Below are 17,491 nucleotides of genomic sequence, written 5' to 3'. Positions count from 1 at the left end.
AATCAGGTAATTTCTCTGACAAGATCCTTCACCTTCACTTCTTCCAGTTCTCTTACTAAGCTGATAACCTTTTCTGGTAACCCCAGCCTCCTGGCTTTCGCCTCTACCTCCTCCATTGTCATGGGGTTAGTCGGGTACCCCTTAGGGACATCGACCTCTACTGAGGAAGAGTTCACAGTGAGCCTCACGGGAAGCTTCTCCGGGTATTCCTGGGAGAACTCCTTCACTTCTCTAACCTGAACTAACTTCATGAGGTCCCTGACGTCCCTGTCATGTATGTGAGAATAGCTGTCGAGCCAGAAGTCCCTCCTGAGGAGGGAGTACGAGACTGTGAAAGGTAAGCTGTGGTCAGCGGTCTCCCTGTTCTCGGGGTTCCATTTATCTTCATCAGCAAGTATGGAGACCGCTGCCTCATAGGTTTCCACAAGGACGCTCTCGATTTTCCCGCTCCACTCGGCCTTGAGCGACGCCTCCACCGCAGCTTGGGCGTGATATTCTACGGGAAACTCCTTTATCGCGGTATTCCTGACCTCTACGTTAGGTTTGAATCTTGACAAGTCCATGTCTCTAGCTACCAAACTAGTGAAACCGTATTTCCCCTGAAACGGAAGAGGCGGTCCTTCCATCCCTGACTTAGCTAAGAGGGAGCTGAATACCGCGTTCCTAACCGCCTCTGCCGCAGCTCCTGCCTTCCAGCTAGTCAGCTTCCCCGACCTAGTCTCACGTAATGCCACATGTGGGACTACGGTGAGGGAGACCGCGTTCCTCAACTGTTCCTCGCTGAGGGAGAGGAGGTACCCTGACGCTACTGCGGCTCCTATTCCGAGGAAGTTGACGTGGTCGAAGCCCTTCTTCCTCAAGGAAGTGGTCTTACAGAGAGACACCCCCACGTCATATCCCAACCCCATAGCGTGGAGCAGATCTTCCCCTGATGAGTCCTGAACGTATCCCAAGGCCAAGAGTCCCCCTATCATGTCGCTAGGGTGCAGCGGTTCCAGTCCAAGGAAAGTATCGTTGAAGTCGAGGTACCTGATCAGGAAAGTGTTCACGAAAGCTGCTGAGTCCACTGAGGTCATCCCCATCAAAGACGGGACGTCTCCCTGAATGAGCGTTAGAGAGAAGGGAATCCTTTCCCTCCTGGCGGCGTATGCAACGGCGAGCGCGTCCAGCAGCCTCATTTTCAGCTCATCCTCCCCCGCAAGAGAATAGGAGGAGTAATGCCCGACTATCATATTAAGTAGCTGATCTTTCATTTCTTTTTTACCATTATAAAAATAATACGTAAAACTTAAAAAAGTAAACTGAGAATTGTAACTGTGATTCAAAATGACCAAGATAGGATTCATAGGTACGGGAAAGATAGGTCAGACAATTGCGTTCAATACATTGATGGGAGGTTACGTAGACGAGGCAGTACTTTACGACATAATTCCAGACCTCCCCGAGAAGTTCGAGCATGAGCTCAGACACGCCTTAGCCTCGAGGAGACTAAAGACCGAAGTCTTGGGAACTAACTCCTTAGACGACGTGACCTCCTGCGACGTCGTAGTGGTCACCGCAGGTAAACCGAGGAAGCCTGGAATGGACAGGAGGGATCTCTTCGTCGAGAACGCGAAAATCATAGCGAGTCTAGCCAAGGAGCTGCCGAAGAGAAACGACGCCATATACGTGATGGTCAGCAACCCAGTGGACATGATGGCTTCCATATTCATGAAAGTGTCCGGAAAATACACGATAAGCACAGGAGACCAAGTGGAGACTATGAGGATGAGGTCGTTCATAGCTAAGAAGCTGAAGGTTCCAGTCAACTACGTGAACGGTTACGTAGGAGGTGAACATGGTGACGACGCGGTGATCCTGTGGAGCACGGTGACTGTGAAAGACCAACTCGTAGGTGACAAGGTCGACAAGGAGGAAGTAGAGAGATACGTTAAGTCTATCCCTGGAGACATAATAAAGGCTATGGGAGGTACCACTTGGGGTCCGGGCACGATAATAGAGGAAATAATACGCAGTATAGTGTTGAATGAGAACAAGGTCATGTCCATCGCTTTCCCTCACTACTTCGAGGACGAGATAGTTCACATCAGCGAGCCCGTCGTGGTAGGAAGGAAGATAGGTCCATCCCTGGAGTCCCTCCTGGACGAGAAGGACAGATGGCACCTCATATCCGCAACTAAGGACTTCTACAGCTTCTACAAGGAAAGCTTAAATAGGATACAGATTCTTGCTTAAATCAAAAATTTTTTAACTGATTATCACTAATTCACATATGGATCTTTCAAAACTTCTAAAAGAAATAAAGGAGAAGAGTTACGCAACCAAGGAAGAGGTGGAGGAAGACATAAACAAGTTGATAACTACCATGCGTGATACCTTCCCGAAAAACTTGGAAAGAGTAAAGAAAGAAGGAAAGAAGACCGACGACGAAGAGAAAGAATATCATGACCTCACGCAGAAGTTAGACGACTTGAAGAGAAAGTCAAACTTGACCGAAATGAAGAAGGAACTCAAGGAAATCAGTGAGAAGACAGAGAAGCTCTTCGAAAAGTTGAAGAAAAAATAGAGAGGAGAGAAAGGGAGGAGAAATAGGTAGGAGGATTTGAGTCCTCCTCTCATAGTGTCTGTCTCTTTTGTGCTACATGAAATGAAAAGGGAAAAAGTTAAAGCGAGATAAGGAACCACTACTTGTGTCTCTATATTTAATTCCCCAAATTGAAAGGTTGAACGCTCGAGCTAAGAGACTTCCAGATTAAGTCCTATACCTTCATATAGTCATAGGCCTCCCGCGATAGTCTCTTACCTCTCAATTAGATAAAGTTTATAAAAAGGGTCAAGGCATATTCCCCAATTCCAACAAGAGCTCTCTCATCCATCTCTGTGCCAGGAGGTAATCTTCAACGTGTATCCACTCGTTGAAAGAGTGAATGTTAGAGCTTGAGTTATCTACGCCCACTCCGTCCGCTATCTGGTTATTATTCAAAATTCTTGCGAAAGCCTCCATAGGGCCCGTACCGGGGCTGTTAGGCAGAACGCTCGGATCAACGTTGTAAGTCCTCCTAGCTGAGGAAATTAAGGCTGAAGCTATCTCGCTCTTCAACGACGTCCTGTAAGGCTTCACTTTTCCCCATACTTTTACCTCAAATTGTTGAGGGATCACGCTCAAGAGTGACTTCAACACCTCTTCAGGGTCCTGATCAGGGACTAGCCTGAAATCTATCTTCGCGAAAGCGTATGACGGGATGACTGTCTTAGACCCCTCCCCTATGTACCCCGCGTAGAGACCAGCTATGTTGCACGTAGGCTCTTCCACCAATTTCCTCATGAAGTTCTCGGGGACTGACTGAGACAGGGAACTCTCCATCTCCTGTTTAACCCCTTTCATGAGTCTAGCCTCCTCCTCAGTGAGCCATCTCACTCTATCGTAAAATCCCTTCAAGTTAACCTTTCCGTCACTCCTCAACGAGTTGAGGAAATTCACTAGCTCCCAGGCCGGGTTCCTCACGATGGGTGCATACATGGAATGGAGGTCCTTTGGAGTCTTGTCCCTCACCTCTACATAAAGAAGACCTTTGACGCCCAGAACTATCTCCGGTGAGTTGTCTGGACCCCTTCCGGCTCCCTCCCATAGAACATAGTCTGACCTAAGCTGATCCTTGTAGTCCTCAAGGAAGTCCTCTATGTTCGGGCTTCCTATCTCCTCGACCCCCTCGTAGATGAACTTCAGGTTAACCTTGAGCTTACCTTCCTTCTTTAGCTCGAAGATGCTCTGGAGTCTGGCAATGAGAGACCCCTTATCGTCTGCAACTCCCCTAGCGTATATTTTCCCTTCCTTTTCCGTGGGATTGAAAGGGTCGGTATTCCATTTATCAAGCGGTTCCACGGGCTGAACGTCGTAGTGATTGTAAACCAAAAGAGTCCTCTCCGCTCCAACATTCAGCTCTCCGACTACGTAAGGGTTAACTGCCTTGTGCCTGATCAGTCTGGCCTCAATCCCGTGATCAGTCATGTAATCGACGAGGAATTTAGCTCCCTCCTCTCCCTTCCCTTTAGCTGAGGTAGTGTCTATCTTAAGAAACTCGTAAAGGTCTCCCTTCTCCATTGGTCTTACCTAGAGTGTAAAGAGTTCTTAGGAATTTAAAAAGTAAATAGATAACTCCGAGAAAGACAAACCCTTGAATGGTATCAGTCTCAGGTAGAGCAATAACGTAACGAGAAGCTATGAACCCGTTTCTTGTTTTCCCTCTATGATTGCAACATTTCTTCGAAAGTGAAAGGGAAAGAGAAGACGAGTATATAGGAAAAAAGAGACATATTATGATTTTCTTTTTTTATTCTTCTTCTTTCCTTTTTTCTTTTTTATCTTTTTCTTATTTCCCTCTCTCTTTGCTTCATTGTTCTCCCATTTTCAGTATCCTACATAAGGTACGGCTCTCCCGTAACCCATGGTAGTAGCTACGATAGCGAGCACTATACCTATTGCGAAGAGTGCAAGCATTATGTAGTCCTCCCTGGAGAACTTAATGTCGTAGAGGTAACTTCTGTCTTTGTAAGCTCTGAAAGCCCTCGTGTCAGCGGACATCTGTGTGTACTTAGCTCCCCTCAGGAGGTAGATAAGAGTTGGCACTATGGCGTAAAACACTCCCACGAGCATGTATATGGGCATTTTCCATTTCGATGCTCCGTATCCCCTTCCCTTCAGGAACTGCATCTTGACCGACGTGTCAATAGCTTCAAATATCCTGGGAAGGCTCCTCATTGCTACGACCATTGAGAAGATTACTTCTATTGGGAGCTTTATCTTGGTTAAAGCCCTCACTATTTGGGAGGGAGTAGTAGTCATGACCAAAATCAGAGAGTAGAGGAATATGGGAGTTGTCCTCATGGCGACCTGAAAGCCGTACTCCATTCCTTGTAGAGTCAGGAAGTGCTGGTAACCCATTACAGAGAAATACGAGGGCCATACCCAGACGACCACAGGGTTAAAGTTTCCAAACGCATAGTGAAGTATGCTATAAGGAGTGTAAGTAGCGATACCCCAAGCGCTACCTATGATGGATGAGATAGTGAGGAACAAGCCTAGGAAGAACTTCCTCTTTCCGTCCTTAAGGGTCAGATATATCCCTAGCCCTATCACCGTCAGTATAGCTCCCACCCACCATATCGTGATAGCTGCGATGGTCATCACAACCAACCCCATAGCTATCTTAGTGACTGGGTTTAGCCTATACAGGAAGGAGTCCCCTTTCTCGTATCTGGTGATGGTCAGGAAACCCTTTATCCCTATGACTCCTATGAGAGCATATATAGGGAAAGTTATTCCGAAGAAGTAGAAGAACCAGCTCATTACATTATCATAAATGTTGTAAAGTAGAGGATCCATTATCTACACCTCAACAAGTAGTCTGAAGGTGGCTCTACACCGTAGTCTGCAGACTTGAGGAACACGTCTTCAGGAGTTCCCTCCAACACCATCTTACCCTTATGGAGTAACCCTATCCTGTCTGAGTAGCGATAGGCGAACCTAGCGTCGTGGGTCACGATCAGGAATGAATATCCTTTTTCTCTCAATTGGTTTATCTCCTTGCCTAACAACTCCTTGTGATAGAAGTCCTGTCCAGAGGTAGGTTCGTCCATCAGGAGTATCTTTGCACCGGACGCTACTGCTGAAGCCATCGCTACCCTCCTCCTCTGTCCCATGCTCAAAGCTAGAGGGTCTCTGTTCCTATACTTGATCATGTCGAAGTCTTCCAGTATCTTCTTCGCCTTCTCCTCCCAGTCCTTTACTTTCTTCGCCTTCAGGGGGAAAGCTACTTCCTTGAATACGGTACTGGTGATCAGCGACAGATCGAAGTTCTGTGGGAGGTAACCTACTAGCTCTCCTCTCTTGTATATAGGGGCTTTCGATATGTCGACCCCGTTCGCTGAAATCTTAGACTCGACCACGACGTCTTTGTCTAAGAAGCCCACTATTGCCTTAAGGAAAGTCGACTTCCCCGCGCCGTTCATACCCATGAGGGAGTAGACCTCACCTCTGTTTAACCTCAAGGAAGCGTTAACTAACTCCTTTCCCTCCTTCGAACTCACCTTGACCCAAGCGTCCAACACGGGGTCAAGGTTCCTCTTGAACCTGAGGTAAGGTTCCAATTTCACTCCTCTCTCAACCATTTTCTGTTTAACCTCGAACACGTCTAGAGACTTGATGCCGAGCTTCTTGGAATAAACGAAGTGGTCGGGAATATCTATCCCGTTAGAGACCATCTCATCAACGTGGTCTATTAGCTCGTCCTTCCTCACGTCGAACTTTATTTTACCCTTCTCTATCATGATCACACGGTCAACGAACCTGAGTACTCGCTCCACCTTGTGCTCGACTATGAGGATTGTCTTTTTCCCTCTCATCTGCTCAATTAAACTGAATATCCTGTTTGTCCCTTCTGGGTCTATGTTTGAAGTGGGCTCATCAAATATCATCACCTGTGGTCTCATAGCCAATGCACCTGCTATTACTGTCCTCTGGAGCTCTCCTCCTGAAAGGTTGTAAATTACCTCACTTCTCAGGTGAGATATCCCTGTGATCTCAAGGGATTCCTCTACCCTCTCCCTTATTTCCTCAGGGGGTAACTTCAGGTTCTCAGGACCGAATGCTACTTCCTCTTCCACCGTATAGTTTATGGTCTGAGACTCTGGGTCTTGAAGCACAGTACCTACCACTGAAGAGAGTTTGTGGATGGGGGTCTTCTTAACTTCCATCCCCATCACCGTCACCTCTCCTTTCAGTTCACCGTTAGTCATGTGAGGTATTACACCGTTAATACAGCTTATGAACGTAGACTTTCCTTCACCCGACTTCCCTGTTATCAGGACAGTCTCCCCTTCGTCTACGGAGAAGTCATCTACAGTTATTGCAGGATGAGATGTGTTCAAGTAAGAAAAAGATAGGTTCTTGACTTCTATTGCTTTCAAAGTGACATCACCACGTCATCCTAGTACCTTCGCTATCCTTCTAGCTACTATACCTGCAAGGAAAACGGCGATAATGTTCCAAGGTATGTAAGTCAAGAACTTGAAAGTGATTGAAGCCCAGTTCACTACAGCTCCGGATACTAAGGGACCGAAGAACCCGTCATAGAATATCGGATCTGCGGTAGACACTAGCACTCCTATTAAAACCGACTGAGCTATTACCAATGGGACCCATGAGACGTCCTTCTTAGCCTCTTCCTCTTCCTCGTTTACAATTTGAGTTTGAGTCTGCGTGCTGGCCCTAGAGGCCGGGAAGAACCCTGCGAAGAGCATCCTGGCAGCACTCATCTTCTTCATTCCTATACCAAATAGGTGATTCCCTGAGATGAACGTGACGAAGTCTATGAAGAACCCGTAAGTTAAAGACTCGTAGATCAGGTAAACCGGCTCTCCAGAGTATCCATAGTGAAACTGGTCACCTAAGAGGTCGAATATCGCTAGCATTGCAGCTGCTGATCCCGGCTTCCTTATTATGGCTGCGAATATCGTGACCATGAAAAGACGCAAGGCAAAACTGATGTCAAGACCGGGGACTTTAGGAACGACTCTAGAGAATATCGGTCCCACATAGAACTCAAGGACTACAGATAAGGCTCCTCCAATTCCTATGTAGACTAGATCTAAAGTGTTGAAATTAACCCTCTTCATTGCTATAGCTGCTGCATATATTGCTCCAACTATCACGAAGTAGAGTACTGCTATCCATATCGGTATTTCGCCAGGTACGTTCAAATCTCCTTCTATACCATTAAAACCTGCCATGGTTGTCTTTACCAAAATCTGCTAATAAAGATTCTCTATATTCATTATATAAATTATATAGTACATAAGAAGTGATATCTAGATTTATGTAACAAAATTCACAACAATGAAACCAAAGGAATGAACACTGTTTAATACATTACGTATGAGATAACACTTCCTTGGATTTACTTGCGTCCAGAATCTAATTTTATTAACTTTCCTAACGAGATATTCTAATCACATTAATGAACAAGTTTCTTTTTTGTTTTCGTCATTTTAACCAAACACAAGGCAATATGTCCGGTCACACTATTCAACCAGTTCAAATCTATACACTTCTCTTGAAATACGGAGACTGCTTTCATTCCGCAATACTAGTTATGTTTTAGATAAAAAGATAAAATTAGATCTATTATCTTATATTGAACAATTTAGGTCTACATCACGATGAAATATTTCGTTTGAAATTTCATTCTCTATTAATAGAAACAAAGTGAATTCTAGATGGAAACCTGAATAAATCGAGTTATGTCCTAAAGAGCTTATTGACAGAAAAGTTTAATAAATTGGATAAAGAAGGCACACATAAGAAATGGACTCTCCCAACAACAGACAATTTGCGGGAGTTCAGCTTTATAATGAAGAGAACTTAATAGAGAGGTTCGATACAGAGCTTGACCTTATAGGCATTACAAATAAAAGGGTAATAATTGTTGGGGAAAACAACGTCATAAGCGTCGTACCGGATACTTTGAGAAGGATTAAGATTCCAGATAGTGATAATAACGTGATAGTCGCAGTAGTTTTATTTCTGATATTAGTATGTGGTTATTATATAGCGAACAGTGTCTACGATATGACTAAGTCTACTACTAGCAGTGTCCTCATATTTTTCCTATTCATTCTCGTTGGTTCACTCATTATCTATAAACTTTCTAAATTTATATATTATACTGAAATAAACAGGGCAGTTAGAATATCAGATCAAGACGGGAAGATATTCAATGCTATATTGGAAGTGTTTAATTATGTGGACGTGGAGAAGACTAAACTTGAGAGGGAAGTGTTCGACATTACAAGGCTATTTAAGCACTGACGCTATTATAGTGTCCAAAAAAGTATCAATATATGCACAATGTATACATACATGTATATTTTGTTATTTGTATCAGACACGTCGAAAAAGCTAAGTTAGGAAACTATAACAACTGCTACAGATAAGCTAGTAACTTAATTCTCTACTAAAGAACTCGTCTTCATCAGTTAACTCCCTGTCAAATATGAATTTCACCTAGATACCGAGAGAGTATCGGTACCGTAGTTTAAATGGCTTATCGTGTTAGAACAGAACTGATGTTTTTACTTTAGACCAACTATTTTATGGGGGACTCAAGATTTTGCCTTTTCCTAAGACAAAGATTTCAGTTCCTTTTTAAATAATAATATTTCTTTAATTTATATTCTTTACTTTATAAAGAAATAAAAAATATATTGAGTTACCAGTCTCTGGGACCCTCTCCCTCGCTCATTCCCTGTCCTTAACTGTGATCTCATTTTTCCTGGTCTCCTTCTTTGTCCCACCTCCCATGACAGAGAAGATGGAAGCTGCCAGGATTATCACAGCGGAAACCAGGAAAGCGAAATGGAGTCCGTTGACGAATGTGGAGTCCACACTACCGTCTAGAACGTTAGTACCCAGAAATATCTCGAAGGCAACGTATCTCGGGATAGCCAGAGTAGCTACTGTTATGCTCAACACGTAGCTCAAGGCGGTACCTATGCTCCCTAGAGTCCTGGAAACTCCTGATACTGACCCGTAGTATTGCTTGGGTGCATTGAACATGACCGCAGCTGCATTCGAAGGCCAAAACATGGAAGAACCTATCCCAGTGATCACTGTAATGCCTAAAATCTCTGGGAAGGGAGTCGTAGGAGTGAGGGCAAAGTAGTATATCATGAGGGACGCGAAGATGAAGAGTAGCCCAACTCCTGCCACAGCCCCTGGCTTGCCCTTATCTGCGAACCTGCCCATGAAGGGAGCTAGGACGCTCGCTACGACGTAGCCGGGAGTGAGGAGAAGCGACGAATCGAGAGGAGACAGTCCCCTGACGCCTTGAAGGTACATTATGAGGAGGAAAGTAATTGACAGACCCCCTATCCCCTGCAAAAAGCTCGCTGCCAAAGAGAAGGACAACAACTTCTCTTTGAACAAGCTGACGTTTATCACGGGGTTCTTAACCTTCATTTCGTTATAGATGAACGCCGGTAGAAAAGCTATTCCAAGAAGGATAGCAGCGACTTCAGGCATGGTAACGCCGTTGCTGGCTATCAGTATAGAGCCAACAGAGATGAGAGTGAGTGAGGTTCCCAGGAGGACAGTCCCTGAAATGTCGAGTGAAGACTTATGCGTATTAACGTCCTTGAGGTTCTTGACCCCTAAGACCACAGCCACAGCTCCTATAGGGACGTTTATGAAGAATATGTACTGCCAACCTAGGAAAGTGGTGAGGACACCTCCTAGGACTATCCCTACGAGCGCACCGACGTTCCAACCTACTGAGGTTATACCGTAAGCCCTTCCCCTCTCGTTAGGCGGGAAATAATCGGCTATGATTGCATAGCTGTTCGCCGTGAGGAAAGCACCTCCTATAGCTTGTGTGAACCTGAAGGCTATCAGCTCATAAACGTCACTTGAGAGACCACACATCAGCGACGATAACGTGAAGATCACGAATCCCAAGTTGTACACCTTTGACCTCCCCACTATGTCACCTATCCTACCTGACTGAGTAGAGAGTACTGACAGAACTAGGAGGTATACCAGTAAGACCCAGATAGTGTGGTACAGATCCGTATGCAGGGAAATCGTCATTGAGGGCAAAGCCAAGAGAACTATTGTGGTGTCCACTGCTGCCATCAAAGTACCTATTGAAAGAATGGCAAGAACTATACCTCTATTCATGAGAAATCGTTTATCTCCGAACTTTTTTATATTTATCTTAACGGGGTTCAAGGTAGAGCAAGACCTAAGTGAGATGGGGATGAATGTTCCCCTTATAGAAGGGTTTTATATTCACATGATAAACCCAATGTGAATTAGAGTGCAACCTCCTACATATTTAAAGTAAAATCGTTGCAAATGTTCACATTTCTTCCCTGGTTCTTACAAAAAACGACTTAAGGAATAGTTACAGACCTGAGCACTTCACATCATTCACCTCTTTGATAAGGGGGTCTGCGAGGAAGTACTTACCTTTTCCCTCCAAAACGAGGAAAGAGTAATCCAGCAGATTCTGAAGTATAATGTGAACTGTACCGTCGTTTACTTTCCTACCCTCAAGTGCCTCAAGAGCGTTCTTGATGTCCTTCCATGAACATCCTGACTTACAAGTCTCCAATACTCTGAGATACCTTTCCTTGGATCCCAACCTTCCTCCCTCAACCAGAAAGTCGCATAGCTCTTTAGATAACAATTTACTAGCATACATCCTAGTGTTCTCCATTGCTTGTCCGTCCCCTTTCTTGATGTATAAGTATCCGTAGTAAGTTAGCCAGCCAGGACTGCCTCCCAGCCCTTCATAAACCTCCTCGCCTTTCCTGAAATTTATTCCGTGTTCCTCGAATCCCTTTTCAAGGAACTTGATTGACGTTTCCTTATCGAAAGTATTAACGTTGATCTCTACATGTGCCCTACCATAAAGAGGAGAATTCTCTTTTTCTACCTTCAGGAATTTAGTCTTCACCCTCACCTAGGATCCCGTTATAATGAAGTTCACTTTCCTCAGGTTATCGAAAGCGTAAGCTATGGACGGGAGGATATCGTACCCTTTTAGTTTCATCAACTCTTGCGCCTCATCTATGACCACAGTCACATTCCTACCGTTTTCATTAGCCCAGTCGTTTAACGAGGAAAGCACGTCTGAGAACTCTGTCCTTTCCTTTCCCCGGCTGAAGCTTAATGACATTCCCGCTACGCTCACTCCCTTTACAGCTTTGAAATAATCTAAAACTCCTTTCGATTTTTTAGTTATGGAGTTTACTTCCCTTTCTAACACGCCTAGAAAGTCCTTGTATACTATGTATTCCCTATTTTCAAACCTTCTCATGTCCAGGAAGATGTGGGGCCTTGACTTCGTTGAGGACTGATTTAACTAGAGATGTCTTACCAGTCCTCCTCAAACCCGATACTATTATAAGTGGAGAGTCCAGGGATCTCTAGAGTAGCTCTACCTCCTTTTCCCTGTCAAATATATCTTTCAATTTCTCCTTAGGTCTAGGATCGAATAGCATTTTACTTACCCCCTCCTAAGTTATAAGTTCAGAGTAGCTCATAGAAGGGTTCCACTGGTATTGTCTAAGGGTTGCGTAGCAGATTTAGAATAAAGGGTGACAGTCTTTGTGTGAGGGACAGTGTCGAGACGGCTAGAGTTAAATTAATGGGCTGGAACTTCAGTGTAGACCCCTCTTTAGACTACGTAATTAAGCAAATAGTCTCAGTAGACCCTAGCAAGAGGCCCACGGCTAGAGAAGTATTAAACATGATAAGGGGGGTCAACTCGACAATTTGTTGAAAAAACCGTATATCTAAACTGCTGAACTATTTTTCTTGATCCAAGATGTTAAAATTCTGGACTTGCAAAGACTCCTAATAGCATGCAGCTCACGAAGTCTTCGTCCACAAAAGTGAATTGAGGTAGACCTCGTTCACGAAGGATTTGAAGAACCTCAACTTCCCGAACCCCAAGCTGGCTCCTCTTTCCTCGTCGATCTTGAAGTCTATGACTTCACAGTCGTCCCTCATCTTCATGGAGAGGTACACGTCCTCATAACCGTTCACGAAAGTCTCGTCTAGAACATTTCCGTTTATTACCCTCCTGTTGAGAACCATGAAGCTACCCGCGTTAACTAAGGAGTCCTTAACCTCTCCCGCTATCCTCTTCATAGGACCCAACATCGAATCTATCACAGTCAACGTCTTCACTCCCAGTCTTCCCCCATAACGCATTGCCAGATAGCTGTAGACCTCTGCAGGAGGAAGCCTACCTATCTTACCTATGAGGTTCATCCCCTTCAGGAAGTAGGGCTTCATCTCGATCAGGGAAACCTTGTAAGTATGATAAAAAGAAGGGGAAGCCATTACCATCCCCTTGGTGGAAGTCGATAACCCGTCCAAGAGCTTGGAGACGTTGTCTCTGCCGTGCACGTCGTCGTTTGAGACCACTACCCACTTCGGGGACCTCTCCATAGCCTTCATGATACCGAGGTTAACGCTCTTAGAGTAGTTGAAGAGAGGTCCTTTGCTCTCTACCAGGACCACGTGTAGAGGTGAGAAAACGGAAGAGGCTTCCCTGGCCTTGTCACCCTTGAGGTCTGCAGTAGGGATCACAACTACTACCTCTTCATCCCCTTCCACCTCCTTTACCCTGAACTCCGGGGAAGGTCTTTCCTTCATCCACTTTACTATCGTATCTCTGTCGAAGGAGTATACCTTTTCCACCTCCCTGGGGTCTTCGCTGGAGAAAAGCCTCTCTAACCTATCAAGCTCCATACTTTCCTACCTTGTCTATAGAATAGAGTGTAAAAGTTCATCATCGAAAAGGAGTATAAAGCGTCCTCAATGGGGATCGTGACTATCCTTATACCAAGTATAGAGTGAGGGCCGTAAATGACCACAGGGAGTGACGTTAGAAAGTAGTCGAAAACGAGGAACGGTATATACGTTAACGCTACGAATAGCCAGTAGTTCGTCGACCTTAACATGTCCGGGTCTAAAACGTTGGACAGGAGCAACGACGCCGAGACGTATATTAGGTCTACGAAGGTGTAAGAGTACCCCGTGAATAGGACGTCTAAGAACAGCAACACAAGTGCAGAGATAGTCACTTTCCTCCTGGTGATGAAATTGATTTCCCTTTCCTTGAACTTACACATCACGAAGTCGTAGATGAGGAGGGTCGCGAAAGGTGTGACAAAGAAGAAGAGTACCTCTTCCACCGGTAGGTCTACGACGTAGACCCCTAACACCCAGTGTGGGTTGAAGCTCCAAGAGTCCTTCCACGTAGCCAAGAAGTCCCACACCAAGTATAGGGGAGCTACCATCACCATTGAGAATACTAAGGACTTATACATCCTCCTTACGTGAAAGAGGAGTGATATCGCCAAGGTGGGGAAGAATATCATTGAGTCTATTTCAATGTAGGCTAAATGCGGTAGGAAGAAACTAAATTCCAAATCGGTACACCCAGGAAGTTGTAGAGGCCTCTAGCTAGGACTCTCCTCTTTCTCGGCTTGACCTTCTCCCTGTTCACGATGCATGGATCCATCCATATTTTCATTGCAGTCCACTTGTACATATCACCTGCGGTCTTGATCGCTATTAAATACTTCGCAGGTATCATCCTATACCCTTTCTCCGCCTCCCTCTGGAAGTACATGTACCTCTTCAACTGGTACCTCAGGAAATCCTTGAAGTTATCTGTACATTCGCTTAACGACTTGACCCCGAACTCCTGCATTTCCTTGACCGGTAAGTACTGTCTACCCATTTCAATATCTTCCTTAACATCCCTGATGAAGTTAAGGTACTGCATGGCCCTCCCAAGCATCCTGGCGTTGTAGGTCGCCTCCTCCTTTAAGTTAAGTATCTTCATCATCATCAGCCCCACCACTTCAGCAGACCCCCACATGTACCCTAAAGTTTCGTCAAGGGTATAGTAGACCTTCTTGTGGAGGTCGCTCTCCATGGAGTTCAGGAAGGAGTCTACCCATCCCTTCTCGAGCTTCTTCCTTCCCATTAGCTCAACGAAATTGGAGAGGACTACGTCTTCCACGTCCTCTCCTTTCAGGGCTAGCTCGAACTTCCTCCTCATCTCGTAGAACTCCTCTGCCTTCTGAGGTACACTGTCCACTAAGTCGTCGAAGACCCTCACAAACGCGTAAAGCTTGGTCACGTCCCTCCTTATCTGCTTAGGGAAAAGGAAAGTGCTGTTATAGTAAGTTACACTACCTCTCCTGAAAATGGCGTTAAGTTGGTCTTTCATAATTAACTGTTTATCAAAAGAGTAGCAAAAGTAATTGTGTAAAAAATTTTCTTCTTTCTAGTTTTATAAGAAGGTTAAAATTGATCTAACAGATTCTTTTATATTAACAGATTAACTACATCTCATGTTCATTGAAACTTTAGAATTGATCTCGCTTGGAGTTGCTACTTTCTTCGGCATGGAGTTGATAGCTAGGCTTATGCACAAGTACCTAATGCACGGGATTCTATGGTTCGTCCACGAGGACCATCACAAGAGGGTTCAGAGGGAACTAGAGAAGAACGACGCCTTCGGGATATTATTTGCAGGGATCTCCATTTTCCTCATATTGAAGTGGATAACCACGGGTAACCCGTTCTTCCTCTCCATCGCTTTAGGGATGACAGGTTACGGGGTTGCGTACGCGTTCGTCCACGACATGATAATCCACGACCGTCACCTCCACTTACGTTCTTGGGGGCTCAGACACCAACCGTTCAGGGAGCTCATACTGGTTCACGATGTACATCACAAGGAAGGTAAGGGGAACTGGGGCTTCCTCTTAGTGATAAAGGGGATAGATAAGATACCTGAGGAGGCGAGGCAGAAGGCATGAAGGCTGTAGTAGTGGGAGCCGGAATAGGCGGGCTATCTACAGCTCTGTACCTCCAGAAGAAAGGTTTACAAGTAACCGTACTAGAGAAACTGGACCGGCCCGGAGGGAGGGCTAGGGGGTTCTCTCACGGGGAGTTCTCCTTCGACATGGGGCCTTCGTGGTACCTCATGCCGGAAGTGTTCGAGAGGTTTTACCGAGAGGTTGGAGAGGAACTTCCAAGAGTTAAGGAAGTAGACCCCCTTTTTTCCCTCTACACCGGAAAGTTAAACTTGGACGAAAAGCACGGGGACTTCAGGAAGGACTCCTTCCCCCTCTCCGGGGAAGTCAAGAAGTACATGGATGACACCAGGTTCATGTACGACTTAGCCATGGAGAGGTTCCTCTTCAAGGAAATGAAGTTCTCAGACTTCCTGGACCCCATGATCCTGAGGAACTTGGGTAGGTTCCCGATCTTTTCAAGTTTGGACTCTTTCAATAGGAAATACTTCACTGATGATTTTTCACTGAAGTCCATGGGGTTCTCCTCGGTCTTCCTTGGAGGTTCCCCTTTCAATACCCCTGCAGTTTACGCCATGGTGAACTACGCAATCTTCGGGAAAGGAGTATATTACCCTGAAGGCGGTTTCGCAGGCATGGTACAGAGGTTATACGACTTATGCAAGAGGGCGGGAGTTGAGTTCAAGTTCAACCACGAGGTGAGCAAAGTTGACGTCGACGAGAGTGTAGTTGCGGTCAGGTCAGGGGACGAGAGAGAGGAAGGGGACGTCTTCATATTCAACATGGACTACCACTACGCCGATACCCTCTTACCTTTCGAGTACACAATGAGGGGGGAGTCCTTCTGGGAGCGTAAGAAACTCTCACCCTCAGCAATCTTGGCTTACCTAGGTGTGGAGGGCGAAGTGAAGGCTCCTCATCACACGATAGTGATAAACGGAAACTGGAAGGTACATTTCGACTCCATATCACAAGGTAAAGAACCAGACCCACAGAACATGTCGTACTACGTGAGCTATAGGAAGGCAACTGACGATTCACTTAAAGGAGACGACCTAGTATTCTTGATCCCGGTCTCTCCTGGGCTCCTGTTTCCTCAATACCAGAACTTCGTTGACCTGGTGGTCAAGGACTTCATGGTCAAGACGGGGAGCAAGTTCCAAGTTAAGTTCCAGAGAGTCTACCGGTCTATAAACTTCGAGGAAGACTACAACTCTTACAAAGGGACAGCTTTCGGTATATCCCATACGTTAGACCAGACCGGTCCGTTCCGTTTACCCATGAGGAACAGAAAGATACCTAACCTTTTCTACGTAGGCCAATACACTCAACCCGGGATAGGAGTACCGATGGTGACTATCTCGTCCATGATAGTCGGGGAGAAGGTACTAAACTCCTTAAAGAAGTAATTTTTTGTTTCAGTATAGAACATTTTTTCTCTTTATAAGAATCAACGTGAATAGAGGACTTTCACGTTGTTTTCTAACGTACTCTATGTATAGAATAATAAAAATTATTTATAATTTACCCCTTAAACTATAGAAAATTTATGAAACTATTACGTATAAAACTAACTAGAATTCTCTAATTTACCTTAGAGTTTTATGTTACTGTTTACTCTAATATAGTCAAGAAGTCTTTTAAACATATGAAGGAGATTAGAATCAGGGTTAAAATGGCAGGCAAGAAGGAAAAGGGCCAGAAGAAAGATCAGCCAGCTCAAGGACAGAAAAAACAATAACTAGTTTAAAGCTATAGTTCTTAAATAAGCTAATTTTTTAGCATTTTTTCTATATCCTCTTTTTTTTATCATTAGGTGAAAAGGTAGATATAAGTCTCATTTATCCTGATAGAAGTGAAAGTCCGTACTCTCATGACGGTGTTCTCCTAGTTTAAATGTAGCCTTTTGAGGATGACATGCCCAGACAGTCACTGACAGAATAAGTATCACATAGATGACTCAAAAGGAGGTTTGCTTCATCTCTTCACCTTGCTAACAACCGCAGAGATACAAGCTGAGAGTGTTCCTAGATATGACTTTGCAAATACTGAGGACTGCCCAATAGATGCAGCACATGAAGCCTTCGTT

At 44.9% G+C, this 17,491-nt stretch carries 17 protein-coding genes; 6 read left to right on the top strand and 11 right to left on the bottom strand.

What is annotated here, in order from left to right:
• Positions 1-2: 2 nt before the first annotated feature.
• The gene (locus IC007_RS10415) at positions 3-1,253 is read right to left on the bottom strand and encodes an MmgE/PrpD family protein (protein WP_054846272.1); all 1,251 of its coding nucleotides are present in this window, start codon (positions 1,251-1,253) and stop codon (positions 3-5) included.
• A 73-nt stretch (positions 1,254-1,326) separates the two neighbouring features.
• Between IC007_RS10415 and IC007_RS10410 the strand changes: the two genes are divergently transcribed.
• A complete protein-coding gene (locus IC007_RS10410; RefSeq protein WP_054846273.1) occupies positions 1,327-2,235 on the top strand; it encodes a lactate/malate dehydrogenase family protein in 909 nt (302 codons plus the stop codon).
• Between the two features lie 37 nt (positions 2,236-2,272).
• Positions 2,273-2,566, top strand: a complete 294-nt coding sequence (locus tag IC007_RS10405; protein ID WP_054846274.1) for a hypothetical protein — start codon at positions 2,273-2,275, stop codon at positions 2,564-2,566.
• A gap of 267 nt (positions 2,567-2,833) precedes the next feature.
• Here IC007_RS10405 and IC007_RS10400 read toward each other — a convergent pair whose 3' ends face one another.
• The 4 genes from IC007_RS10400 to IC007_RS10385 all read right to left on the bottom strand — a co-directional run bounded on the left by IC007_RS10400 (position 2,834) and on the right by IC007_RS10385 (position 7,788).
• Entirely contained in the window at positions 2,834-4,102 is a 1,269-nt protein-coding gene (locus tag IC007_RS10400) for a M20/M25/M40 family metallo-hydrolase (RefSeq protein ID WP_054846275.1), read from the bottom strand.
• A 306-nt stretch (positions 4,103-4,408) separates the two neighbouring features.
• The gene (locus tag IC007_RS10395) at positions 4,409-5,383 is read right to left on the bottom strand and encodes an energy-coupling factor transporter transmembrane component T family protein (protein WP_054846276.1); all 975 of its coding nucleotides are present in this window, start codon (positions 5,381-5,383) and stop codon (positions 4,409-4,411) included.
• A complete protein-coding gene (locus IC007_RS10390) occupies positions 5,383-6,966 on the bottom strand; it encodes an ABC transporter ATP-binding protein (protein WP_054846277.1) in 1,584 nt (527 codons plus the stop codon). The genes IC007_RS10395 and IC007_RS10390 overlap by 1 nt, the downstream gene beginning before the upstream one ends.
• 15 nt (positions 6,967-6,981) lie before the next feature.
• The gene (locus IC007_RS10385; protein ID WP_149528730.1) at positions 6,982-7,788 is read right to left on the bottom strand and encodes a hypothetical protein; all 807 of its coding nucleotides are present in this window, start codon (positions 7,786-7,788) and stop codon (positions 6,982-6,984) included.
• 574 nt (positions 7,789-8,362) lie between these two features.
• Here IC007_RS10385 and IC007_RS10380 point away from each other — a divergent pair.
• The gene (locus IC007_RS10380; RefSeq protein ID WP_054846280.1) at positions 8,363-8,866 is read left to right on the top strand and encodes a hypothetical protein; all 504 of its coding nucleotides are present in this window, start codon (positions 8,363-8,365) and stop codon (positions 8,864-8,866) included.
• Between the two features lie 429 nt (positions 8,867-9,295).
• Here the strand turns inward: IC007_RS10380 and IC007_RS10375 are convergent, their stop codons facing one another.
• From IC007_RS10375 to IC007_RS13880, 3 genes are all read right to left on the bottom strand, one after another.
• Complete coding sequence (locus tag IC007_RS10375; protein ID WP_054846281.1) at positions 9,296-10,732, bottom strand: MFS transporter; 1,437 nt, start codon at positions 10,730-10,732, stop codon at positions 9,296-9,298.
• A 226-nt stretch (positions 10,733-10,958) separates the two neighbouring features.
• Complete coding sequence (locus tag IC007_RS13885) at positions 10,959-11,513, bottom strand: AAA family ATPase (RefSeq protein WP_232048901.1); 555 nt, start codon at positions 11,511-11,513, stop codon at positions 10,959-10,961.
• Positions 11,514-11,519: 6 nt separating this feature from the next.
• Positions 11,520-11,876 (bottom strand): ATP-binding protein, encoded by a 357-nt coding sequence (locus IC007_RS13880; RefSeq protein ID WP_054846282.1) that lies wholly within the window; start codon positions 11,874-11,876, stop codon positions 11,520-11,522.
• A 294-nt stretch (positions 11,877-12,170) separates the two neighbouring features.
• On the opposite strand from IC007_RS13880, the gene IC007_RS13370 reads away from it, so the two are divergent.
• Positions 12,171-12,341 carry a hypothetical protein gene (locus tag IC007_RS13370; RefSeq protein ID WP_156303796.1) on the top strand — a complete coding sequence of 57 codons (171 nt, stop codon included), beginning with the start codon at positions 12,171-12,173 and terminating at the stop codon, positions 12,339-12,341.
• An 89-nt stretch (positions 12,342-12,430) separates the two neighbouring features.
• Here the strand turns inward: IC007_RS13370 and IC007_RS10365 are convergent, their stop codons facing one another.
• From IC007_RS10365 to IC007_RS10355, 3 genes are read right to left on the bottom strand one after another with little or no spacing between them, the layout of a single operon-like run.
• The gene (locus IC007_RS10365; protein ID WP_054846283.1) at positions 12,431-13,318 is read right to left on the bottom strand and encodes a hypothetical protein; all 888 of its coding nucleotides are present in this window, start codon (positions 13,316-13,318) and stop codon (positions 12,431-12,433) included.
• Positions 13,300-13,950 (bottom strand): lycopene cyclase domain-containing protein, encoded by a 651-nt coding sequence (locus tag IC007_RS10360; RefSeq protein WP_054846296.1) that lies wholly within the window; start codon positions 13,948-13,950, stop codon positions 13,300-13,302. The genes IC007_RS10365 and IC007_RS10360 overlap by 19 nt, the downstream gene beginning before the upstream one ends.
• A gap of 20 nt (positions 13,951-13,970) precedes the next feature.
• Positions 13,971-14,810: a phytoene/squalene synthase family protein gene (locus tag IC007_RS10355; protein ID WP_054846284.1), complete on the bottom strand. Its 840-nt coding sequence runs from the start codon at positions 14,808-14,810 to the stop codon at positions 13,971-13,973.
• A gap of 124 nt (positions 14,811-14,934) precedes the next feature.
• Here IC007_RS10355 and IC007_RS10350 point away from each other — a divergent pair, with 124 nt between their 5' ends.
• Positions 14,935-15,405: a sterol desaturase family protein gene (locus IC007_RS10350; RefSeq protein WP_054846285.1), complete on the top strand. Its 471-nt coding sequence runs from the start codon at positions 14,935-14,937 to the stop codon at positions 15,403-15,405.
• Positions 15,402-16,811: a phytoene desaturase family protein gene (locus IC007_RS10345; protein WP_149528729.1), complete on the top strand. Its 1,410-nt coding sequence runs from the start codon at positions 15,402-15,404 to the stop codon at positions 16,809-16,811. Before IC007_RS10350 ends, IC007_RS10345 begins: the two co-directional genes overlap by 4 nt.
• The last annotated feature ends 680 nt before the right edge of the window (positions 16,812-17,491 follow it).

This window comes from Sulfuracidifex tepidarius (genome assembly GCF_008326425.1).
GTDB classification, from domain to species: domain Archaea; phylum Thermoproteota; class Thermoprotei_A; order Sulfolobales; family Sulfolobaceae; genus Sulfuracidifex; species Sulfuracidifex tepidarius.
The sequence above is the reverse complement of the archived record's forward strand: the minus strand, read 5'-3'. Positions and strand labels throughout refer to the sequence as shown.